Origin of the sequence: Prevotella sp. CAG:255 (assembly GCF_000431195.1) — a bacterium.
Classification (GTDB): Bacteria; Bacteroidota; Bacteroidia; order Bacteroidales; family Bacteroidaceae; genus Prevotella; species Prevotella rara.
Map to the genome: position 1 here is coordinate 9,942 of NZ_HF986829.1, position 21,219 is coordinate 31,160.

Here is a 21,219-nt window from a genome sequence, read left to right on the forward strand (position 1 = left end):
CCTGCTGAATCGTTTACAACAATCTTCTTGTTGTTCACCACGAATGTAGTGTCGCCGGTTTCGGCGGCCATGCCCGTCAGGGGCAGCAGCGCCGCCAGAAGTAGTGTCTTTTTCATATTTGTCATATTTATTGTTTGTTTCTTTGATTATGCGTAACACAGTTTCATTATGTCGTCGGGCGAGAGTTCGCCCTCAATGTATATCACCGTTCCCCGGTTGGGCTTCACCTTGCTGAACAGTATGTAGCGGTTGATGCCCTTGCTCTTTGGCGGCATTATGTAGTATCCGCTCACTATCTGGCCGTTCTCGACCACCTCGCGTATCTTCTTGGCGTTCTTTCTGTCGGCCTTCAGATAAGGTTCTATGCTTGCTCCGATGTTCTTGTAGGTAAGGCTCTTGTACACCTTCAGCTCATACCCCTTCAGCTTGGCGTTGTGCATCTCCACCATCTTGCAGCCCTTGGCATGTCCGAACCGCTGAAACACCTTGTTGACGTTAAGCCCCTCTTGCGCCATGGCTGGCGTTGCGGCCGTAAGGGCCAGTGCGGCTATGAGCAAGATGCGGCATAGCCCGTGCCACATAGTGCCGCTCCGTGCGCGGCTTGTGCCTTTGGTGTTGCGTCGTGTGGCCTCGCTGTTGCCGAAGTATGTGTTGACCGACAGCCTGCATGCCGCGGCAAGGCGTGTCATGGCCGTTATCATTATCGCGCATACAACATTTATGGCGTCAGCATGCGTTGCCGGCAGTTGCGGGTTATAATATTGCTGTTTCATATCTCGGGTTAATGTTTTTTACATTGTTGTTTATATTATCGTCTTTCATGTGCCTGCATGAGGCGTTCAGCAGTAAGAGAGTGTCATTGGCGCATCAGTTCGAGCGCGCCAAAGTTGTCTTCCTCGTCAGATGATACCATTTCGAGAGCCTTCAGGGCTTCTTCCTCAACCACCTTCTTGTTGGTGTACACCTTGCCGTCTATCACGGCATAGTTGTCGCTCTGGCGCGGCAGCGCGATCATCACCACCGCAATAAGTATGGCTGCCGCTGCCGTAAAGGCCGTGTATATCCATCCGTGGCGGCCGGTCTTCCTTGCTTTGTTGAGGCTGCTGTCGGCTGTTGGGGCAGTCTCGACGGCGTCGGCCCGTTCTTCGGCAATGTAGGCAAACAAAGCCTTGTATGGCATCCATTCCTCAGGAATGTCGTTGTCCCTGTTGGTAAAATATCCGCGCAGAGCCCTTTCCTCAGCCGATGAGGTCTCACCGTCGAGATATTTGTCGAGCAGCTGCTTAATATATTCTTCCTTTTTCATCACACTATAAATATCGTTCAAAGCGTCAGTAAATCTTTTCTCTTGGCCCTTATGGCCGTAAGTTTTATAAAGTCCTCACGTATCTTGCGGCGTGCCCTCGACAGGTTTTGCCGGAGGCTTTCGGCCGTGCATCCCGTGATTTTCATTATTTCAGAGCTTTCGTAGCCCTCAATCTCTTTCATCTTGAAAATCTGTCTTTGCAGTTCGGGCAGATGTTCAACGATAAGTCTTATCAGGTCGGCCTCGTCTTTGGCTTCAGCCCTGTGCCAGTCGTCGGCTGTCAGGCCTGTTGCTGAGGCCTTTCCGTCTTCCAGCCGGTCGTGGCGCCACTGGTCGCTGTATTTGTTGCGCAGCATGGTCATGGCCAGTGCCCTTTTGTTTTCATACCGGTCGAGCGTAGCCCGCATGCTCCAGAGCTTGAGCATCACCTCCTGCACCAGGTCCTCAGCGCTGTAGTCGTCTCCCGTAAGCTTGCGTGCCAGCCCTTTCAGCTCGTCGCGCATGGGTATTATTATGCGGTTAAATTCTTCCGGTTTCATCATTGTTTCATAAAGGTAACGTATGACGCGGAAAAACGTGACATCAAAAAAGAACTTTTTTTAAAATTTGTTTTGAAAAACTGGATTGAAGCCGGGCTGCCGATGCCGGCAGAAGCTTGCGGATTGCATTGTTTTAACTTCAATCGGTTGATTTGGGCTTGATGTTATCATAGCTCCGTCGTGCCTATGTTGAAAGCCTGTTGTGATAGGTCTTTCCCATGCTCGTCTGCCGATGCCGGCTTGTGTTTATAAAAATAAGAACGGCCGGAGAAAATTTCCCCCGGCCGTAATATGGTCTGCCATGATGCGGCGTCTTTACTTCTTCATAAACTTATATCCCCTGACGTTGCCGTCGGCTGATTTTACAGTGGCAATGTATATTCCTGCCGGAAGCGATGACAGGCTGACAACGTTGCCTTCGGCAGTCAGTGTGGTGCGGCCTGCCGTGTCGCTGATAGCTATGCTCTTTGTGCCTTCGGCGGCCCGCAGTTCGTTGCCCGATATCATGATGCCTTCGCCCTCGCCGGTAACGGCTGTTACGCCTGTTCCTGTAGAGCCGGTGTATATGCCTATGTTGTCGAGCAGCAGGCAGTCGCCGCCTTTGGTTCTGAGGCGTATTGCTATATAGATGTCCTTGCCGTCATAGTCGGCCAGACTTATTCCGCGTGTCTTTGGTTCTGCTGTCTCGCCCTCAACGTTGAGCACTTCTGTGTATGCTGCGCTGTTGTCTTCGGTGGCAGACACCATTATCTGATAGTCTTCAAGGAACTGCTGATTGAAAGAGTTTGCGTCCCACACGAGATAGCTGTCTTTGCCTTTGATGCTTACCTTCGGCATTATGAGCCAGCGGTCGGCCTGGTCGGTGCCCTCGAGCCATGATGTTCCTGCCAGCATATATTCGCCGAACACGTTGTGCTCTACGATGTTGAACAGACCCCATCCGTCTGCGTTAAACTCGTCGCCGGCTGACGGGTCTACGGTGCCGTTGTCCTCGACGCGGAATGTGAAGTCAGATGGAAGTTTGCCGTCCTCAAAGTCCCAGAATTTCACTGGCTTGCTTACCGCGGTAAAGTCTTTTGTCAGCACGTTGTTGTCGGCGTTCTCGTCGTTGTCGTTCGCAACTTCCACCTTCAGCTTGTGGCTGCCGTCGCTCAGGTCTGCCAGCAGGCCGCTGAACGTAACGGTTGTGGCGCTCTGAGCCTTCATGGCGATGGTGCTGTCTTTAACGGCCACGTCGTCGATGCTAACCGTTACTTTGGCGTCAAGGTCGGCTACGCCGCTGTTGGCCAGGTTGAATATCACGTCTTTGAGGTTGCTCTCGCGCACGAAGTCGTAAGGACTCTGAAGGTCGGAAACGGCAAGGTCGTTGAGGTTGCTTTCAACCTTCTCGAACGAAACGTCGTCAACGAGAATGAGGTTCTGGTTCTTGTCGCTGAACGCATAGAAGCTTAAATAGATGGTCTGCGCCTTGTCGAAATGAACAACGTTGACAGACTCCTCGTATTTGTTGTTCAGAATGGAGTTGAACTCCACAATCTTGTTGGTCATGGCCTCAGGCTTGGCCTCGTTGCCCCAGTATACGGCCATCTTCTCGGGATAAGAGTCGAGGTTTGAATACCAGAACTTCAGCACGTAATAGCCCGGTTCAATGTTTATCGGGTCGAGCATGGCCCAGTCGTCGCCGCTGTTGTTTGAGTCATAGCCGTAAGCCAGACAGCCGTTGCCGGTGTGCGCCATGTTGAAGAAACCTGATTCGATGCTTACGTCCCATGTGCCCTCGTCGTTGTTAAGGTTGTAGAATGTGAAGTCCTGCGTGTTCTCCGAAGCCTCGAAGCCCATTGTGTAAGGAGCATTCATCGGTGCTTTGTGCCTTACCGATGTGTAGCATGTGTCGTTCGTGTGGTCGAAGTCATCGGGGTGAGTGGCCCATGCCTTTATTTCGTATGTAGTCAGTGGGGCAGAGAGGTCGGCTTTGGTCTTGAACGTATATTCAAGCGTCTCGCCGGCTGCGAGCGTCTCGCTCACAGTCTCGTTGGCAATCTCCTTGCCGTCAACTGCAAACGCAACGTCAAATCCGCTCAGATTAGTGCGTCCGCTGTTCTTTATCGCCACCTTTACAGTCTCCTGTCCGAGGCCGTAGCCCGTGGCAGGGCTCAGTATCTCTGCAACTTTTATGTCTGTCGGGTTGGCAATCGGCTCAACTGTAACCGAACAGAGATAAAGATAGTCCTTGTAAGCCGTAGATGTGGCGCGGAACGCTATGTGGAACGGCTCGCCGGCCTTGGCGTCAACGAGAAAATAGCCCGACTGCTCGTCTTTCTTTATATTGTCGTATGTAGCCTCCTTGCTGGTCATGTCTTCCACGGTTCCGCCCTTGCCCGAGTACACCTCCATGCTCTCGCCATACATGCTTCCGCTGAATGTGTATTTCACTATCAGCGTGCCGGTCTCACTTGGCGTTATGGCAGGCGAAATCAGCCAGTCGTCGCCGTTGTTGAAGTAGTCGTACTTATAAGCCACTTTCGACGGGGTGCCTTCTTCGTTGAAGAGCCATGTGGCGCCGTCGCTGTTGGCATCAACCACGGTCCATGCGTTGAACTCGTCAACCGTCTCAAATGCTGTTGTATAGATTGCGTCTGCATGTGCAGAAACGACCGACAGCATAAGGAAAAGTAAAAACGTAGATATCTTCCTCATAATAATAATGTTGGGGCTCACTTGAAAATAACGCCTGAACGCCCGCAAGGCTGATCCCCCTTTAACCTTACGAAAGTTGGCCTGATGAAATGTTTAGATTATAAATATAGTAAAAGAATCGTTATGTATGGTTGCAAAATGAAATACTTTAATTAAAATTAACTCAAAAATGAAAGCAAACAGAAGTTTGGTAGATAATATGTGATATATGGAACAAACAACGTGAGACATAAGACGGCGACAAAATGAAACAAAAAGACGACCGAAAGCATGAATAGAAATAGATAAAACCGTCATTAGCTTAATGAAATATTGTGGCTTGGTAACGTCGAAAAATACATCTCCTGTCATGTTCTGCGTTTGGTGTTTTTGATAAATAAAGCAAACGGAGTTTGTAAATATTTATGAAATTTTCCGTCCGTTTGACGCTCTCAGAATGGCGATGTCCGTTCTCAATCCACTTTTTGCCTTGAAAATCGCCATATTTTGCCCATTTCTGTTAAGTCGTTGTTCTACAGATGCTTACGTGAAAATGCGATTAAAACAGCAATAGTTAAAAAACATTACTCTGCCGTTTATCACTCAAAAGTGGCCCATTTACGATGCGTTACCCATCGTTTTTCGCATCAAAAGTAGCCATCTTTGCATCAAAAAACGATTATTTTAGCTCGGTTTTATGGGGTAAAAGTGAATATAAGTTAATATACCTATTGCGTAAAGGCTGCTGTTTTAACTTTCGTTATAATTTAATTTGCCAGATTGAGAAAATATTTTGTCATGATTATTTACTGTGAAGTGGATGGAAATTCATTTTGTTATAGATTGTCAAGTAAATGTTTTTGAGTTTATTTATAGCATAAATTATTTGTAATAGAAATGGGATGATATATCCTCTTTTGTTAATGTGGTGTTAGTCAAATTTAACGATAAATGTCAGATTTTGATGTATTTAGTAGTTAATAATATTCTGCTATTATAAGTAGGTAGCTATGTTTGGCGTGTCATTTCAAGGATGATTTCTATGGTAAAAAATGTGAGTTCAATATAGCAAACTGATACAGTGAGTTTGTTATTGTAATAATACTAATGTTTAAAGATGATTTTGGGAATATAGGTGCAGTATGAATTTGGTCAGATGTTTCATGAAATGTTTATAAGAAAGCTGCCTGGGAGAATTCTTTTCACATGTGGTCGTATGCATAGCTGAGATAGAATGGCTTAAGGTTATGGCTGGTTTGGAACATAATTTAAAAAAGTATGCAACTGTAATTTATAATAATTTAACGGTCAGTTTCTGCTAAAGAAAATAAAATTTTATATTTTTGCAATGCAAATCGACTATCCGATAAGGGAATTACATTATCTAGGCAATTCAATATTAGGATATAAAGTTTATCTGATGTATTGAAAGTAATGGGACGGCTCTTTCCCTTTAAAAAACATAATTATTACTGTATCCCGTCTGCAGTATCTGGATCATTGACTTCAGGTAAACAATAAATAAAGACAGTAATAATTATGTGGAAAAACTATCATAAAATAAAGTTGTCCATAGGAAGATGGCAAGAAAAACCATCCAATCTACAATATGGTTCTGTTGTATGTTATACAGAAGCATTTGGAGATGGTTGATGATTTAAAAAATGATTTGCTAATTCCGGTCAAGTAGCTTAGTTCACTTGTTATTGGTAATTCAAGGTTTTATAAGATTTATAATTAATGTCACATAGTGGGGTATATTCACTTGCAAAAGCCTTATCTCTAATTTGATGTTTTACCCTTTGTTAAAATATAATTATGAAACAGATGAAATCTATTTTAGCAACAGTAAAAGATGATGTGATAGCTTTTATTGAAAGCAATAGCGAACTGTTTTTTAATGAACGTGACTTTCAGATGCACTTAGCTGTATATTTACGTGGTCTCAATAAATATGATGACGTGGATGTGGAATATTATATACCGCATTCAGAACTTGACAACTATATATGGAAGAATGAACTACGTCTTGATATTGTTGTCCGTAATGGCAATGAGTTTGTGCCAATTGAGTTAAAATACAAGACTAAGGCTGTGGAAAAACGGCTACCACGTTTTGAGGAATGGCTGACTGTTCAAGTAATGAAAAACCAAGGGGCACAGGATTTGGGCATGTATGACTTTTGGAAAGATGTCCGTCGATTGGAAATGGTGCGTAACCGTTTCAAAAATGTTACTGGTGGATTGGCCGTGTTCTTGACAAACGACAAGGCATATATGAATGCTCCTAAAGAGACATCCAATAATTATTTGTTTAGCATGTCAAGTGGTATTCATACTAAACAGAAACATTGGCAAAATATGAATAGTACTTGTGCAAGAACTCACATCAATTTCGAAGTGGAAAAGGATTATGAAATCGAATGGAGATGTAATGCTGTGGAAAATGTTGATATGAACTACTGTATTGTGGAAATCTGATATTATGAAACTATATGTCAAAGAAAAAAACAATCCCGGGTTTATCTTTCTCGCTTAAACGCGCTGTAGGTATATCCGCTTTCAAACAGAAAGTTGCACGCAAAACTGGTATCCCGACGACTAAAGCTGGACTGGAAAGAAAGGTTGGAGGTTTCATCCTCAAAAAGTTTCTCGGGAAATAATACAATAGAAAACAATTAAAACTTTTATAGAAATGGCAAATAATAAAATTAAAGTCACTGGTAGAGCTCAAAACAGCACTGCATTGGGAATTGTTCATGCCTATATACAGATGTTTCCAAAAACGACATTGGCAGATTTACGCAGAGCTTTTCCAAATGATATAGCCCCGGATAATGGTGTGGACGAACTCTTCCTGCCTGTAGCTGAGGCTGAAGCTCGTAATGCTAAGTCTGACATGAGTCTCTATTTTGTGAAAGGTGAACGGCCTTTGAATCTTGCAGACGGAACTAAAATCGCCCTTTCACAGATATGGACAGCTAAATCGCTTGCGAATCTTGTAGCTGTAGCAGAGAAAATTGGCATTGAGGCAGAGACAAACAAAGATTCTGGCAAGAATTTTAATGCATCAGGATTCTTCATTGAGTATCTTAATGGTTGGAAGCCAGATGCTCCTAAAAAAGGGTGTTTGGGTATGCTCGCTTTACTGACTATGGTTGGTGGCGGAGCTGCTTTGTGGTTAATCGGCTAACTAAAAAATCAATAAATTATGGTTATACAACGTACAAAATCAGGGAAAATCGACAAACGCACAAAAGAGGGTAAGGCTATGTTGGAAAGAATGGCTAAAGCGCGTGCGGCTGCAGCAAAGAAACGTAAACAGGAAGCAAGTCTTATCGGAAGAATAAAACGTATGTTCAGTTAAACATTAAAATTGGAAAATAATATGAAATCAGATATAAAAAATGTTGCTGCATTCCTTGCCACTGCTATTTGGGCAGATGGCGTGTATGCTGAGGAAGAAAAGTCTGTGCTTGGCGAAATAGCAGAAGCGCTAAAAACCGATGCTGCCGAATTGGCAAAACAGGTGGATGAAGCATTGGCAGTAATAGAAGGAAAAGACGAAGATGGCGTGCAGGAGTATTTGGTTGAAAACGCATCTGCTTTAGATGAATGTGAAGCCAAAATACTGATGCAGTGTGCAATCGAAATAGTATTGGCAGACAATGTTGTGTCAGCAGATGAAGTACAGACTCTTTTTGATCTTGCTGATGCTACAGGAGCGGTAGAACACACTGATGTGGCTCTTATGCTTGCTGATTTGGTGAAATATGTACCAGAGATTGAAATTGAGTTTTAAAGATGACCAAAATATTTAATATTAAAAATAACAAACAATATGGCAGAATTTCGTATTGATAGTCGTATGAAGGTTAAAACCCTTAAGGCTAACTTTAAAAAGGCTTTTGGAGCTACACTTCGTGTATATACAACAGCTGCATGCAAGGCAAAGGCTGATGATGAGGCTACACTAGGTACACTGATGAGCGGTACAGCTAAGGGCGGTGAAATGACCGTAGGTGGAAACTTGCGTGTAGGCAACTTTGAGAAAAAACTTACTGAACTTTATGGTATTGGTGTCCAGGTGGCAAATTCTGCTGACACTAAGTTGAGCGACAATACCATCACACTTGTTGCTGCCGGTAAGGAATAAATTATAGAGTCTTTAAATGGCGCAATAGAAACATCGGTTGCGCCATTTTTGTTTATCAATTAATTCTAAGAATATGAGCAAAGAATACTATAAAAAACAGATTATTGATTTACGTGCCAGAATTGCTAGAGAGAAGGAGGCAAAGAAACGTGACAACGAGAGTTATGCAAGAATGATAAAGAGTGCTTCTTCACCATCTTCAAAGGCAACGTACAGAAAAGCGAAAATAGACAAGTCTGCATATCATGATCGCAACATCGCATCGTACAAGCGCCAGATAGAAAGTGCAAAGGCAGCGATAAAGCGTTGCTAAATAATTTTTTGATTAATCCCCATTCTTAAATTATTCGCTAAATGAAATCCAGCATAATCGACGTACCACGCCAACACCAGCAGAACGACCTGTTTGGTATACAGGTTTATCAAGATGCACTTACTAAGTTTATACAATATACTGATACACCCATCACAATAGCCTTGCAAGGAGAATGGGGAAGTGGAAAGACTTCCTTGATGAACCAGTTGAGGTATAATCTTTGTGACGCGGATGGTGCTGCATATTATCCTGTGTGGATTAACACATGGCAATATTCACTTATGCGTACGCCAAGTCAGGCTATTATTGCCATTTTAGAGGGAATCATCGCTCAGATTGGTGAACTGTCTCCAAATCACAAATGGGACGAAAGTAAGAAAAAAATAGGGGGATTGTTTAAGAAAATGGCTGTCGTCGGGGCAAAGGTGGCAGTTGGAACCGTTGGTGTAGACGGGGAGGCTGTGGATGATCTTTTTGCCCAGAATGGAGGCGAATCTACCATAGTACAGCTGAAAAAAGAGATAGCCAAATTAGTTGAGACATCATTGGAGCAGAACCCGTCGAAGAAGGGCTTTACGCTCTATATTGACGACCTTGACCGTATTGATCCTCCTGTTGCGGTGGAGATATTAGAATTACTGAAGAATATTTTTGACTTAAAACATTGTGTATTTGTATTGGCAATAGACTACGATGTGGTGATAAAAGGCTTGAAACCAAAATTCGGTGAGTTGACCGATAAGAACGAACGCGAGTTTCGCTCCTTCTTCGATAAGATTATCCAATTGCCTTTCTCCATGCCTGTAGCTTCTTACAATGTGGACACATTTCTTGTGGAGGCATTGAGTGAAATAGAATTTTTCAGTAAAGAGGAACTTGCCGATACCGTATTAGCCGAAAATCTATCGGAAATAGCTCGTCTGTCAGTTGGCTGCAATCCGCGCTCGTTGAAACGCCTTACCAACACTCTGTCACTCATCTCTATTATAAATGAATCGCTTGCTAAAGCATCGTCATTAACGCAGACAACCAAGGATAAAACGCTTAACTTTGCATTGGTATGTATGCAGATTGCTTATCCATATATATACAATCAATTGTCAGAAGAACCTGACTTCAAAAAATGGAATGAGAGTGTGGCTACCAAATTAAAATTGCGCCAGCTCACCGAATCAGAGAAAGAAAGTCTGGATGTAACAGATGAGTTTGATGATGAATGGGAAAAGGTGCTGTTTCGTATGTGTCAGAAGGAGATTTATTTAAGTAATCGTGTATTCAGCGTGTCCGGATTGTTCAACAAAATAGCGGATGTTGTGAATGACGATGAACATCTTGGTGACATTATCGCTTCAACTATCGAGTTGTCTGCAGTGACCAACTTAAAGGCATTTGATGCTCCTGCGAAAGTACCAATGAAATTTAATCGTGATTTGTCCAATTACCGGTTCAATAACAAGGTTTATGATAAAAAAGTTAATCTTGTACATGATCTTGTGTTGTATCATATTGACAAACATCCGGGTATAACTCATGCCCAATTGAAAGAGGACTTTAGGATTCAGAAAAACATGGATGCTGTGTTTATGACTTTTGATATGTATAAGCGTATTATGCAGGAAAAAGGTAAAGTGGAGTTCATGGGAAAGAACAAAACGTTGGAAGATACGATACAGCTCGCTGATGCCAACATTTTGATTTGTAGTAACTGGCCTACAACTTCACAGGGCAGACCTGCTCAGTTTTCTAAATTATTGGAGGTTGCAAAAAAATTAGGTTATGAGATAACTGCTTGTTAAACGCTTCTAACGTTATATTATTTTTGGCAATTAAGAACAACATATTGCTGGAATATCCCATCGCTCTATTCAAATTAAAGTGTATATGAAAGCCAAACAAATAATACTGTTTATAATTATAACGATAGCTTTGACTGCTTGCGGTAAAAGTGCTTTTGAACAATTTAATGAGGCCTTAGCCGTAGGCGAACTATCTAAGGCACAAGAATATCTTGTGGAAGTTTCTGACAGAACAGAACTGAAGCAGGGGGCATTACAACTCATACGGTCCTATCTCAGTGTGGGAGAAGTGGATAAGGCTATTGAGGTTTATGAGAATGTTACACCTTGGCACAAAAGCCGGTATGATATGAAGTGGAATAATGGTAGTTACGAGCAGACAGTATGCAAACTATTGAGGAAACGTTTGTTAAAGGATGGTGACTATGAAAGGGCTTGGGAGTATTATCCTTTGGAATATAAAGATGAGAATTACTTTGAAAATGCACAAAGCCGTTATGCTTATCTGAGTGATGTAGTGGCAGATATGTGTTCAAAAGGGAAACAGGAGGAGTGTCGCAGATTTATAGAAAATCAGTTGAGTTGGTTTGTGACATATGTAGATTCTTCGCAGGGCGAATATGTGGAGAACGTTAAAACATATTTCAGCAGCAATGTAGTAAGAGATAAATTGAATGCACAGATTGATAGTTCATATTAATAAGAAATGAAGGCAAGACGGATCTTATGGGTATGTGCCATGGCTATATCCTTGCAACTTGCAGGATGTAAAAGTGAGGGCAAATCTGATGACAGTAACAGAATGCCGGAAATGGAGCAGTTGAGGTATGACAATACGTTGAAGAAACTCAATACTCTGTGCGAGGAAGCAAGTATGTCTGACTCAGAAGATGACTTTTATCGCATTAAAGAGGAATTGAATCTGCTCAGATATGATTTTAATGCCGAGAACATGGGCGAAGAAGCTCAAAAGAAATGCCGTGAACTGAAAGAGAGAATTGAACGATATAAAAGTAATCCGGAGGAATTGTTCAATGCTAAAAACTCTTTATCTCAAGGAAGTGGACGTGTTGGTACTCTCTTGTCGCGTAGAAATTTGAACGTGAAGGGAGTGAAACGTTTCCCTTATAGTCTGAATGCTGGTGACAATGTGGAGTTAAAATTAGATTGCCAAGGTACAATTAGCGTAAACTTCTACGATGTCAATAGGCAGAAACGTATTAAGCAATGGCAGGTAAGCAGCTCTATGGCAGATCATATTAATATCAGTTCTCAAGGAATCTATATGCTGGAATTGATAGTGGACAAGGGTACGGCAGTAGCTAATGTTTCAATGTCATATAAAGGGACTGACAATACGCTTCGCCCTCATGTGAGAGAAAAAATTATTGAATGTAGGGCGAATGATTTTTTGGCCACAAAGATGGATAGTATTTCTGTTAGGCCAGTGTTTGATTCTCCTAAGAAAGTGGGACTTCGTGGTAATCTGAAATCTGTGTTCTCGGGAAAGTCGCGTGTGGTAATCCCTGTGCCTGTGCCTAAGGGATGTGATGCTTTGGTCTATTCGCTTCGTATTTCCACTAATGAGAAGACAATATCATCTGATGGTAAGTTCTCTGAAAACTTGTCTTTGTACTCCAGTAAGATAAAGCTGTTTGGATTTAATGTATACGAGGGAAGCATCAGCAGTGGGGTTGTTGATCGCCTGCTGTTCAATACTCGTCCACCACGTGATGAAGACGCTTTCTGTAATATGTATGTGTTCAACAATTCATCACAGGCCAAAAAATTTCAAGATGGAAGTGCCTCATCAGGAAATTATAAATATGATATGGAACAATCGCAGATGGGTACTCAGTCTTGTTGTGGACAACTGCATCCTAATGGCAGGAAAGTTATCTATATAGGGGTGGAGAATGAGCGCATGCGCTATGATAACTATATTTGGATGGAAGTTGCAGCACTCTATCGTACAGCTAAATATGTGCGTCCTGTTTATATGACGAGATAATTACAGAATTGTTGTTGATAATACATACGGCAGGTAAACTATAAATACAATCATATGCCGTTTTCATGTTATGCAGTTGAAGCAAATGTTGGTATTGACAGGAATACATTTTAATTAAGAGCCTATATTGTCTTATAAATCTTTCACTTGCATAGGAATTAGAAAAACAAAAAATCCTGATTTCGTTTCGAAATCAGGATTTTGTTTGTTGAGAGTGGTACCACCAGGAATCGAACCGGGGACACAAGGATTTTCAGTCCTTTGCTCTACCAACTGAGCTATGGCACCATCGTTATTGCTTGATTGCGGGTGCAAAGATATGCCTTTTTTGTTAATCATACAAATTTTTGAGCATTTTTTTTGAAAAAAATGCACGAGTTTCAAAAAAATGCTTTACCTTTGCACTCGCTTTTAAGGCATCGGGATTTAGCGCAGTTGGTAGCGCACTACGTTCGGGACGTAGGGGTCGCTGGTTCGAGTCCAGTAATCCCGACCAGAAGAGGTCAACAGGTTGGAGACAGCATGTTGGCCTCTTTTGGTTTTTGAAGCTTTATTAAATTGGATATTTGGACAGAAAGACACAATAATTTTGTATATTTGTATGTCCGTTGTTTCATTACGGGGGCATGGCTTGTGCTTTAAGCATGATGATTAAAATGCTGAAGCCGGTGGAGTGGGTGTCTTTATAATATAAAGTATGTCTTTGCCCGGACGGCAGTCGGTTTGCTGCGACAGGCATAACAGGGCTGACAGACTTATAAATAATATTGCAGGTTATGAAAATATCGGTTATTGGTGCCGGTGCCATGGGGGGAGCCATGGTGGAAGGCTTTGTCAAGTGCGGGATGTTGGATGCTGCCGACATCACTGTTTCGGCTCCTCATGAAGCGACGCTCGAGCGCTTCAAAAGTCTCGGAGTTAATGTTACTACAGACAACAAAGCAGCGGCAGCTGCAGGCGATGTGGTGTTTGTCGTGGTGAAGCCATGGCTGGCAGAGCAGGTTATAGGCGAAATACGGCCGGCAGTTGACTACAGCCGGCAGACCATAGTGTCGGTTATGGCCGGCGTAAGCGGCAGCCAGCTTAAGGAATGGCTTGGCGGAACAGACGGAAAGCTGCCCCGGCTGTTCATCGTGATACCCAACATAGCCATTGCCGTGAAAAGTTCGATGACGTTTATCGTTCCGGTTAATGCAGATGAAGAAGCCACGGCTGCAATGGCTGCCTTGTTTGACTCAACCGGATTGCAGATGGTTACGGAGGAGCGGCTGCTCGGAGCTGCCACTACGCTTGCATCGTGCGGCATAGCCTACGCCATGAGGTATGTCAGGGCTTCGACAGAAGGCGGCGTTGAACTCGGATTTAAGGCGCATGATGCACAGCGGATAGTGATGCAGACGATGAAGGGAGCCGTAGACTTGTTGCAGGCCAATGACAGTCATCCTGAAGTTGAGATAGACAAAGTTACTACGCCCGGAGGCATGACGATACGCGGACTTAACGAAATGGAGCATGCCGGATTTACGAGTTCTGTGATACGCGGGCTGAAAGCCGGAATGTCGAAATAAGACCGAAACTTCAAAATGAATTTCTGATAACAGTGAAACCTGTATATTAGATAAATTATAATGCAAGTTTTATCTGTAATTTACGGATTGTAGAATATTTCGCTATTTAAGTTTTTTATTTTTCAAATTTAATTGTTACTTTTGGCAAGTTATATTTGGAGCCTGTGCAAAGGTGAAGATAAGAAATGCTCATGGCGGCTGCTATGCCAAAGCCTCTGTCGGGATTAGCCGAAAGGCACTTGGCGCTTAGCCTTGTGAGTATGCAGCCAGTTTGCTCTTTGTGGGCGATGAGGCTGTAAATGTTGAATTTTATTAAGACTGCAAACTCTGATTTATTGAGCAGGTGTAAGACGATACGGCATCTGCCATGCGTGATGCGCAGGCCTCCTGTCGCACTTTGCAGAATACAGGACTGCAAATCTGCTACACTGTCTGACGGAAAGTCAGACGTTTTTATGAACTTTCAGGTATTAGGGAAATTTTTAATAAAAAGATATGAATACATTTATAAACGTAGAAGATATCGGCAATCTGCAGCAGACACTTGCCGAAGCACAAGAAATAAAGAACGACCGCTTTAAGTATCAGCATCTTGGCAAGAACAAGACGCTGATGATGATTTTCTTCAACAACAGTCTGCGCACACGACTCAGCACGCAGAAGGCTGCCATGAATCTTGGCATGAACGTGATAGTGCTCGACGTAAATGCCGGTGCGTGGAAGCTGGAGACAGAGCGCGGAGTAATAATGGACGGCGACAAGAGCGAGCACCTGCTCGAAGCCATTCCAGTGATGGGCTGCTATTGCGACCTTATCGGTGTGCGCTCGTTTGCAGGCCTGACCGACCGTGAGTATGATTATGCCGAAACCGTGCTCCATCAGTTTATCAAGTACAGCGGCCGTCCTGTGTTTGCCATGGAAACGGCAACGGTGCATCCTCTTCAGGCTTTTGCCGACCTAATAACCATTGAGGAGCACAAGACAAAAGCCCGTCCGAAGGTTGTTCTGTCATGGGCACCTCATTGCCGTGCATTGCCGCAGGCCGTTCCAAACTCGTTTGCGCAGTGGATGAACGCTGCCGACGTAGACTTTGTTGTCACTCATCCCGAGGGTTATGAGCTCGATCCGAAGTTTGTTGGCAATGCCCGTGTTGAGTACGACCAAATGAAAGCCCTTGAAGGAGCCGACTTCGTTTACGCCAAAAACTGGAGCTGTCCCGGCGTGACCTGTCCGTCTGACTACGGCAAGATATTAAGCAAGGACATGTCGTGGACAATAGACGCGGCACACATGGCCGTTACAGATAACGGCAAGTTTATGCACTGTCTGCCCGTACGCCGCGGTCTTATCGTAACAGACGATGTGATAGAAAGTCCTAATTCGCTCGTCATTCCAGAAGCAGCCAATCGCGAGATTTCAGCTTCTGTGGTAATCAAGCGAATGCTCGAGTCATTATAGAATTCTACATTTTAAATCATATTTGCTAACGGAGAATGCAGGCCGATGATGACAAGTCGGGTCTGCATTCTTTATGGCTACAACCGGAAATAGTTCAGGCATTTATATATTAATACTCATTTTACTGAGTAAAAGGATATATTAAAAATAAAAATGGATAACATTGTCATACAGATGATCATACTCCTGCTGCTTGTAGTGGCGGGATTTGTTTCAAACAGATGCGGACTTATGGGCGGCGATTTCGACCGTAAGTTGTCAGGTTTTATTATCAACGTGTCGTGTCCCTGTCTTATCATATCGTCAGTGATGGGCGACGTTTTTCCCGACCGGGGCATGATATTGCCATTGCTCGGCGTAGGCATGATTACTTATGTACTGCTGTTTTTGATAGCCTATTTCCTTCCACGCTATTTTGTCCGCAAAGCCGACTATCGCGGAATGTATAGTTTTATGCTTATGTTTGCCAACGTTGGTTTTATCGGCTATCCCGTTGTGGCATCAATCTTTGGCAGCCAGGCCGTATTCTATGCCAGTCTGCTCAACATCCCCAACACACTTTTCATCTTTATTGTCGGTTTGTCGTTTGTCCTTGGAAGCACAGACGGACACAAGTTTAATGTCAGCACGCTGTATTGTCCGCCAATGGTGGCGTCTTATGTCTCGATAGTTATAGTGGCCCTTGGACTTGATTCTATACCGAGGGTTGTGTCTGAGCCGTTTTATCTTTTGGGAGGCATCACCGTTCCGGGAGCGTTGCTTGTTATCGGTTCTTCGATGGCCCAGATGGATACCCGTCATATACTCGGCACAAGGTCGGTCTATGTCATGTCAGCCTTCCGTCTCTTGATAATCCCCGTGGCCATATATTTCCTGTTGCGCCTTTGTGGAGTAGACGAGACAATCAACCGCATCAACACCGTGCTTATTGGCATGCCGGTGGCCTCTTATGGCACGATGTTTTGCCTGAGATACGGGCGCGATGAGAGCGAGATGGTTGAGGGCACGCTGATCACTACCATTCTTTCCGTTGTCACCATACCTTTGCTTACGCTGATATTTTGATGCGCAGATGTTGACCGGTGTGAATGAAATATTATGTCTTTGATGTCAATTTTGTGATAAAAAAGCTGTTTTTGCGTATGCTTTAAATTTTAAAGCATTATTTTTGCGCCTAAAAAGAATATCTGTTTATGGAAAAATATGCTGTTCTGTCGGCCGTTGCCAGAGGAAATTTCTGGGAGCGGCTGTGCCATCTCTACATGAAGACGGGCGATTATGTTGATATGGAGAATCTTGAAAACCGCCATATCGTTTATGTTAAGGTGTTTCTTAGCGACATCCGCAATCAATATGCCGCTCTGCTCGAGTCGCAGCTGTGGCACGACTATCTTTCGCATGTGCCGTGTTCCGTGGTAGGGCAGGCTCCGCTTGACGGGTCGAAGGTTTCGCTTCTTGTATGCACGTCTGATGCTTCGTCGGCTTCTTCGTTTTGCAGTTTAAGGCTCTGCGAGGCCGATATGGCCGGTAAGGATGCCTATGGGCAGGCTGTGGCTCTGTTCGAAAAGTTTGTCGGTTCGGCTCATCTTGCCGATGACGCTTCAGGAGTTGGCTGCCTGCGCGTGTGGCTTTATGTGGCTGATACTGACGGCTGTCTTGATGCCGTTGAGAAGGCACGCGACGACGTGTTTGGGCGTCATGGCATTGATGCCGGCAAATTGCGTATGGCGGTTACTGTTGTTGGCGGCGTAACACATGCCGACGGAGCCGTGGTGGCTCTCGACTATCTGTCGTTTGGTGGCGATGCCAAGGCTGTCGTTCCTCCTTGCTCTGATGAAGGCTCGGCAAAAGATGAGTCTGCCGCAGGCTATGGCTGTATAGACCTTGGCGTAGATTTAGGCAGCGGATTGCGTGTTGACATCCCGCCGTTCGTACTTCCTTCTGCGACTGATGCCGATATGAGTCAGCTCGATGTGCGCCAGTATACCGGACAGATTCTTGGCGACATGGGCGTAAGGTTTAAGCGCTACGGTCTGACGATGAACCACGTAAGTTGCTTTGTGGCTTATCTTCGTGACTTTTCTGACTATACCGATGTCGATCGTCTGCTCTCCATGGCTTTCCCTTATGTGCCTCACGTCATTGTATGTGCCGACGGAGCCGGCGGCTGCTTGCCGGTGATGATAGAGTGTGTTGCCGAGAGGCCTGCTGAGGCTTGACACGGGGCCTATCTGTCATGTACAGCGACATTTACGTCTGTCACAATGTCTGTATATACGGAATATTTGTGAATAATCAATGATTTTTATTAAAACAAAGGCATTTGTCGCTTTTTTTGCTTATGTTTGCATAACATATTATGCCTGCTTTGTCGGGCATTTAAGAGTTAGGAGATAAAAAAAGAAATCATAAAAACAACAAAACCGAAAAGAAAAAATGAACGAAGAAAGATTGTATGATCTCATACGCGAGAAAGAAAACATCGCGTCGGTAGCCTTCCCGTCGCTTATGCGCAAGGTTTACGTGTGGATGACTCTGGCCCTTGTCATAACAGGCTTTGTGGCTTATGGCGTGGCCTCAAGTCCCGGCATAATAACAGCCCTGGTGTCTAACAAACTGCTGTTCTGGGGCTTGTTCATAGCCGAGCTGGCTTTGGTATGGACTGTTTCGGCACGCATCAACCGCCTGTCGCTCACCACAGCCACACTGCTGTTTATCCTTTATTCTGCCCTCAACGGAGCCACGCTGTCGCTTATTCTGCTCGTATATACAATGCAGTCTATTGCCAGCGTATTCTTTATCACGGCCGGCACGTTTGCCGTTATGGCAGCCATAGGCTATTTCACCAAGGCCGACCTGTCTTCATTGGGCAAGATACTTATGATGGCCCTTATCGGTCTGATCATCGCCACTGTGGTCAACGCCTTCCTGCTTAAGAGCGGCGGCTTCAGTCTTATACTTAGCTACGTCGGCGTACTGATCTTTGTCGGTCTTACAGCCTACGACACTCAGAAGATAAAGCAGATGCTGATTATGGCAGACGATGTTAACGAGGAGACACAAAAGATAGCCCTTTTAGGCTCGCTTTCGCTCTATCTCGACTTTATCAACCTCTTCCTTTATCTGCTCAGAATATTCGGAAACAGTAGAGAATAAAAGATTCATCAGTTGCGCCTTTTGACGGTGCAAATTATAAGTGTTGAAGCAGGATGCAGTTGTGCATCCTGCTTTTTTGTTGAATATATATTCAGAAATATGTGAAAAATAGTTCTATTGGCGTATTTTTATACAAAAATGTTTGTATATATACGTGAATGGTTGTATATTTGCAAACATAAATGAATAAATATACAGGCAAATGAAATCAAAGAACGGTAGATTACAGACTTTGCGTATGCTTATCTCGAGCCAGGAGCTTTGTTGTCAGGACGAGGTGCTCAAGGCTCTTGAGAAAGAAGGCTACAAGGTTACGCAGGCCACGTTGAGCCGCGACATGAAACAGCTTAAGGTGGCAAAGGCTACAAGTTTGAGCGGCAAATACTTCTATGTGCTGCCCAACGAGACGATGTATAAGCGCGTGTCGAGCCCTAAGACGGCTGCCGAGATGCTGCTTACGTCTGGATTTATGTCTATCAACTTTTCTGGCAACATGGGCGTTATTAGGACACGTCCGGGCTATGCCAGCAGTCTGGCTTACAACATCGACAACAGTGGCATACCATTGATATTGGGCACTATTGCCGGCGATGACACTATTTTTATTGTCATAAAGGACGGTGTGAGGCACGGAGACATTGTGGCCGAGCTGCGCAACGTCATTCCTGACATAAAATAAAGGTGGCAATAGATAATAAATAACAGAAACTTTTTAATATAAACAATGTATCAATGCCGGTTTCGTCCGGTCTTTCCCGTGCCTCATTTGGTTCGGGCAGGGGCTTGACGTCCTTTACGGCAGAAACGTTACAATGATGAAAGAAATTGAAGTAATGGTGGCTGATGCGTCACATGAGAAATATGTTGACACCATTCTCGATACAATGGCGGCAGCCGCCAAAGTGCGCGGAACGGGTATTGCCAGCCGTAGCCATGAGTATCTGGCAACCAAGATGAGAGAAACCAAGGCCGTTATAGCCCTGTGTGACGGAAGGTTTGTCGGCTTCAGCTATATTGAGACATGGGGCAACAAACATTATGTAACCACTTCGGGACTTATCGTTCATCCCGACTACAGGGGCATGGGCGTGTCGAAGCGCATAAAGGACATGACCTTCACGCTGGCCCGCACACGCTGGCCTAAAGCCAAGATATTCAGCTTGACGAGCGGTTCGGCCGTGATGCGCATGAACACGCAGCTGGGCTATCTGCCCGTAACCTTTGCCGACCTTACAGACGACGAGGCATTCTGGCGCGGATGCGAGGGCTGCATCAACGTAGACGTGCTGAAGCGCACGGGCCGCCGCTACTGCATCTGCACAGGCATGCTTTACGACCCGGCCGAGCATGAGGGCGACAAAACTCCGATAGAGTTGCCCGCAAACGTTATTGAGAGAATTAAAAGAATTGGAAACTGATTAAAAAACATATTTGTTATGGCAGACAAGAAAAAAGTAGTTGTGGCATTCTCAGGTGGACTCGACACCTCTTACACAGTGATGAAACTATCGCACGACATGGGCTATGAAGTCTATGCTGCATGCGCCAACACAGGCGGATTCAGCGACGAGCAGCTCAGGCAGAACGAGGAAAACGCCTACAAACTGGGCGCAAAGGAGTATGTTACACTCGACGTTACACACGAATATTATGAGAAAAGTCTGAAATATATGATTTTCGGCAATGTGCTCCGCAACAACTGTTATCCCATTTCAGTGTCGTCAGAGCGCATCTTCCAGGCCATTGCCATTGCGCGCTACGCAAAGCAGATTGGTGCCGACGCCATTGCTCACGGTTCAACGGGAGCGGGCAACGACCAGATACGTTTCGACATGACGTTCCTCGTTATGGCTCCGGGCGTTGAGATTATCACGCTTACACGCGACAAGGCTCTGTCGCGTAAGGAGGAGGTCGACTATCTTAACGAACACGGATATTTTGCCGACTTCACCAAACTTAAATACTCTTACAATGTTGGCATCTGGGGCACGAGCATCTGCGGCGGCGAGATTCTCGACTCGGCACAGGGACTGCCCGAAGAGGCTTACCTGAAGCACGTTACACGCAACGACGAGAGCGAGCTGCGCATAGAGTTCAAGAAGGGAGAAATTGTTGCCGTCAACGGTGAGAAATACGACGACAAGGTTAAGGCCATACAGAAGATTGAGGAGATTGGTGCTGCTTACGGCATTGGCCGCGACTGCAACGTTGGCGACACTATCATCGGCATAAAGGGT

The 21,219-nt window shown here is 44.6% G+C and carries 21 protein-coding genes and 2 tRNA genes; 18 read left to right on the forward strand and 5 right to left on the reverse strand.

What is annotated here, in order from left to right:
• Positions 1-146: 146 nt before the first annotated feature.
• The 4 genes from QVO66_RS10270 to QVO66_RS10285 form a co-directional block, all read right to left on the reverse strand.
• Entirely contained in the window at positions 147-773 is a 627-nt protein-coding gene (locus tag QVO66_RS10270; RefSeq protein ID WP_021855405.1) for a DUF6108 family protein, read from the reverse strand.
• Between the two features lie 83 nt (positions 774-856).
• The gene (locus QVO66_RS10275) at positions 857-1,306 is read right to left on the reverse strand and encodes a hypothetical protein (RefSeq protein WP_288172811.1); all 450 of its coding nucleotides are present in this window, start codon (positions 1,304-1,306) and stop codon (positions 857-859) included.
• Between the two features lie 17 nt (positions 1,307-1,323).
• Positions 1,324-1,848 (reverse strand): RNA polymerase sigma factor, encoded by a 525-nt coding sequence (locus QVO66_RS10280; RefSeq protein WP_053398797.1) that lies wholly within the window; start codon positions 1,846-1,848, stop codon positions 1,324-1,326.
• Between the two features lie 312 nt (positions 1,849-2,160).
• A complete protein-coding gene (locus tag QVO66_RS10285) occupies positions 2,161-4,542 on the reverse strand; it encodes a T9SS-dependent choice-of-anchor J family protein (protein WP_288172812.1) in 2,382 nt (793 codons plus the stop codon).
• A gap of 1,797 nt (positions 4,543-6,339) precedes the next feature.
• Between QVO66_RS10285 and QVO66_RS10290 the strand changes: the two genes are divergently transcribed.
• From QVO66_RS10290 to QVO66_RS10330, 9 genes are all read left to right on the forward strand, one after another.
• Positions 6,340-7,002 carry a hypothetical protein gene (locus tag QVO66_RS10290; RefSeq protein WP_021855410.1) on the forward strand — a complete coding sequence of 221 codons (663 nt, stop codon included), beginning with the start codon at positions 6,340-6,342 and terminating at the stop codon, positions 7,000-7,002.
• 214 nt (positions 7,003-7,216) lie between these two features.
• Positions 7,217-7,714: a hypothetical protein gene (locus tag QVO66_RS10295; RefSeq protein ID WP_021855411.1), complete on the forward strand. Its 498-nt coding sequence runs from the start codon at positions 7,217-7,219 to the stop codon at positions 7,712-7,714.
• A gap of 18 nt (positions 7,715-7,732) precedes the next feature.
• On the forward strand, positions 7,733-7,888 hold the full coding sequence (locus tag QVO66_RS10300) for a hypothetical protein (protein ID WP_021855412.1): 156 nt from the start codon (positions 7,733-7,735) through the stop codon (positions 7,886-7,888).
• A 21-nt stretch (positions 7,889-7,909) separates the two neighbouring features.
• Positions 7,910-8,323, forward strand: a complete 414-nt coding sequence (locus QVO66_RS10305; protein ID WP_021855413.1) for a TerB family tellurite resistance protein — start codon at positions 7,910-7,912, stop codon at positions 8,321-8,323.
• A 39-nt stretch (positions 8,324-8,362) separates the two neighbouring features.
• Positions 8,363-8,677 (forward strand): hypothetical protein, encoded by a 315-nt coding sequence (locus tag QVO66_RS10310; RefSeq protein ID WP_021855414.1) that lies wholly within the window; start codon positions 8,363-8,365, stop codon positions 8,675-8,677.
• A 73-nt stretch (positions 8,678-8,750) separates the two neighbouring features.
• Positions 8,751-8,990, forward strand: coding sequence for a hypothetical protein (locus QVO66_RS10315; RefSeq protein ID WP_021855415.1), 240 nt, complete (start codon positions 8,751-8,753; stop codon positions 8,988-8,990).
• Between the two features lie 41 nt (positions 8,991-9,031).
• A complete protein-coding gene (locus QVO66_RS10320) occupies positions 9,032-10,789 on the forward strand; it encodes a KAP family P-loop NTPase fold protein (protein ID WP_021855416.1) in 1,758 nt (585 codons plus the stop codon).
• 85 nt (positions 10,790-10,874) lie between these two features.
• Positions 10,875-11,489 (forward strand): hypothetical protein, encoded by a 615-nt coding sequence (locus QVO66_RS10325; protein ID WP_021855417.1) that lies wholly within the window; start codon positions 10,875-10,877, stop codon positions 11,487-11,489.
• A 6-nt stretch (positions 11,490-11,495) separates the two neighbouring features.
• Entirely contained in the window at positions 11,496-12,800 is a 1,305-nt protein-coding gene (locus QVO66_RS10330) for a hypothetical protein (protein WP_021855418.1), read from the forward strand.
• A gap of 215 nt (positions 12,801-13,015) precedes the next feature.
• On the opposite strand, the gene QVO66_RS10335 is transcribed toward QVO66_RS10330, so the two are convergent.
• Positions 13,016-13,088, reverse strand: a tRNA-Phe gene (locus QVO66_RS10335).
• A gap of 132 nt (positions 13,089-13,220) precedes the next feature.
• On the opposite strand from QVO66_RS10335, the gene QVO66_RS10340 reads away from it, so the two are divergent.
• From QVO66_RS10340 to QVO66_RS10380, 9 genes are all read left to right on the forward strand, one after another.
• Positions 13,221-13,296, forward strand: a tRNA-Pro gene (locus tag QVO66_RS10340).
• Positions 13,297-13,576: 280 nt separating this feature from the next.
• Positions 13,577-14,368 carry a pyrroline-5-carboxylate reductase family protein gene (locus QVO66_RS10345; protein ID WP_021855420.1) on the forward strand — a complete coding sequence of 264 codons (792 nt, stop codon included), beginning with the start codon at positions 13,577-13,579 and terminating at the stop codon, positions 14,366-14,368.
• Positions 14,369-14,863: 495 nt separating this feature from the next.
• The gene (locus QVO66_RS10350; RefSeq protein WP_021855421.1) at positions 14,864-15,826 is read left to right on the forward strand and encodes a transcarbamylase; all 963 of its coding nucleotides are present in this window, start codon (positions 14,864-14,866) and stop codon (positions 15,824-15,826) included.
• Between the two features lie 153 nt (positions 15,827-15,979).
• On the forward strand, positions 15,980-16,891 hold the full coding sequence (locus QVO66_RS10355) for an AEC family transporter (protein ID WP_021855422.1): 912 nt from the start codon (positions 15,980-15,982) through the stop codon (positions 16,889-16,891).
• Between the two features lie 128 nt (positions 16,892-17,019).
• Positions 17,020-18,045, forward strand: a complete 1,026-nt coding sequence (locus QVO66_RS10360) for a hypothetical protein (RefSeq protein ID WP_021855423.1) — start codon at positions 17,020-17,022, stop codon at positions 18,043-18,045.
• A gap of 217 nt (positions 18,046-18,262) precedes the next feature.
• The gene (locus tag QVO66_RS10365) at positions 18,263-18,982 is read left to right on the forward strand and encodes a Bax inhibitor-1/YccA family protein (RefSeq protein WP_021855424.1); all 720 of its coding nucleotides are present in this window, start codon (positions 18,263-18,265) and stop codon (positions 18,980-18,982) included.
• A gap of 202 nt (positions 18,983-19,184) precedes the next feature.
• Entirely contained in the window at positions 19,185-19,661 is a 477-nt protein-coding gene (locus QVO66_RS10370; RefSeq protein ID WP_021855425.1) for an arginine repressor, read from the forward strand.
• Positions 19,662-19,797: 136 nt separating this feature from the next.
• A complete protein-coding gene (locus tag QVO66_RS10375) occupies positions 19,798-20,400 on the forward strand; it encodes a GNAT family N-acetyltransferase (protein ID WP_125105346.1) in 603 nt (200 codons plus the stop codon).
• 18 nt (positions 20,401-20,418) lie between these two features.
• The coding region (locus QVO66_RS10380; RefSeq protein WP_288172813.1) for an argininosuccinate synthase domain-containing protein at positions 20,419-21,219 on the forward strand (801 nt) is incomplete at its 3' end.

Excerpts from the sequence above, each read along its gene's own strand:
- QVO66_RS10355 (WP_021855422.1), top strand. The coding sequence starts at position 15,980 with ATGGATAACATTGTCATACAGATGATCATACTCCTGCTGCTTGTAGTG.
- QVO66_RS10330 (WP_021855418.1), top strand. The coding sequence starts at position 11,496 with ATGAAGGCAAGACGGATCTTATGGGTATGTGCCATGGCTATATCCTTG.
- QVO66_RS10290 (WP_021855410.1), top strand. The coding sequence starts at position 6,340 with ATGAAACAGATGAAATCTATTTTAGCAACAGTAAAAGATGATGTGATA.
- QVO66_RS10370 (WP_021855425.1), top strand. The coding sequence starts at position 19,185 with ATGAAATCAAAGAACGGTAGATTACAGACTTTGCGTATGCTTATCTCG.
- QVO66_RS10275 (WP_288172811.1), bottom strand. The coding sequence starts at position 1,306 with ATGAAAAAGGAAGAATATATTAAGCAGCTGCTCGACAAATATCTCGAC.
- QVO66_RS10280 (WP_053398797.1), bottom strand. The coding sequence starts at position 1,848 with ATGATGAAACCGGAAGAATTTAACCGCATAATAATACCCATGCGCGAC.
- QVO66_RS10375 (WP_125105346.1), top strand. The coding sequence starts at position 19,798 with ATGAAAGAAATTGAAGTAATGGTGGCTGATGCGTCACATGAGAAATAT.
- QVO66_RS10295 (WP_021855411.1), top strand. The coding sequence starts at position 7,217 with ATGGCAAATAATAAAATTAAAGTCACTGGTAGAGCTCAAAACAGCACT.
- QVO66_RS10360 (WP_021855423.1), top strand. The coding sequence starts at position 17,020 with ATGGAAAAATATGCTGTTCTGTCGGCCGTTGCCAGAGGAAATTTCTGG.
- QVO66_RS10285 (WP_288172812.1), bottom strand. The coding sequence starts at position 4,542 with ATGAGGAAGATATCTACGTTTTTACTTTTCCTTATGCTGTCGGTCGTT.
- QVO66_RS10315 (WP_021855415.1), top strand. The coding sequence starts at position 8,751 with ATGAGCAAAGAATACTATAAAAAACAGATTATTGATTTACGTGCCAGA.
- QVO66_RS10320 (WP_021855416.1), top strand. The coding sequence starts at position 9,032 with ATGAAATCCAGCATAATCGACGTACCACGCCAACACCAGCAGAACGAC.
- QVO66_RS10300 (WP_021855412.1), top strand. The coding sequence starts at position 7,733 with ATGGTTATACAACGTACAAAATCAGGGAAAATCGACAAACGCACAAAA.
- QVO66_RS10305 (WP_021855413.1), top strand. The coding sequence starts at position 7,910 with ATGAAATCAGATATAAAAAATGTTGCTGCATTCCTTGCCACTGCTATT.
- QVO66_RS10310 (WP_021855414.1), top strand. The coding sequence starts at position 8,363 with ATGGCAGAATTTCGTATTGATAGTCGTATGAAGGTTAAAACCCTTAAG.
- QVO66_RS10270 (WP_021855405.1), bottom strand. The coding sequence starts at position 773 with ATGAAACAGCAATATTATAACCCGCAACTGCCGGCAACGCATGCTGAC.
- QVO66_RS10350 (WP_021855421.1), top strand. The coding sequence starts at position 14,864 with ATGAATACATTTATAAACGTAGAAGATATCGGCAATCTGCAGCAGACA.
- QVO66_RS10365 (WP_021855424.1), top strand. The coding sequence starts at position 18,263 with ATGAACGAAGAAAGATTGTATGATCTCATACGCGAGAAAGAAAACATC.
- QVO66_RS10345 (WP_021855420.1), top strand. The coding sequence starts at position 13,577 with ATGAAAATATCGGTTATTGGTGCCGGTGCCATGGGGGGAGCCATGGTG.
- QVO66_RS10325 (WP_021855417.1), top strand. The coding sequence starts at position 10,875 with ATGAAAGCCAAACAAATAATACTGTTTATAATTATAACGATAGCTTTG.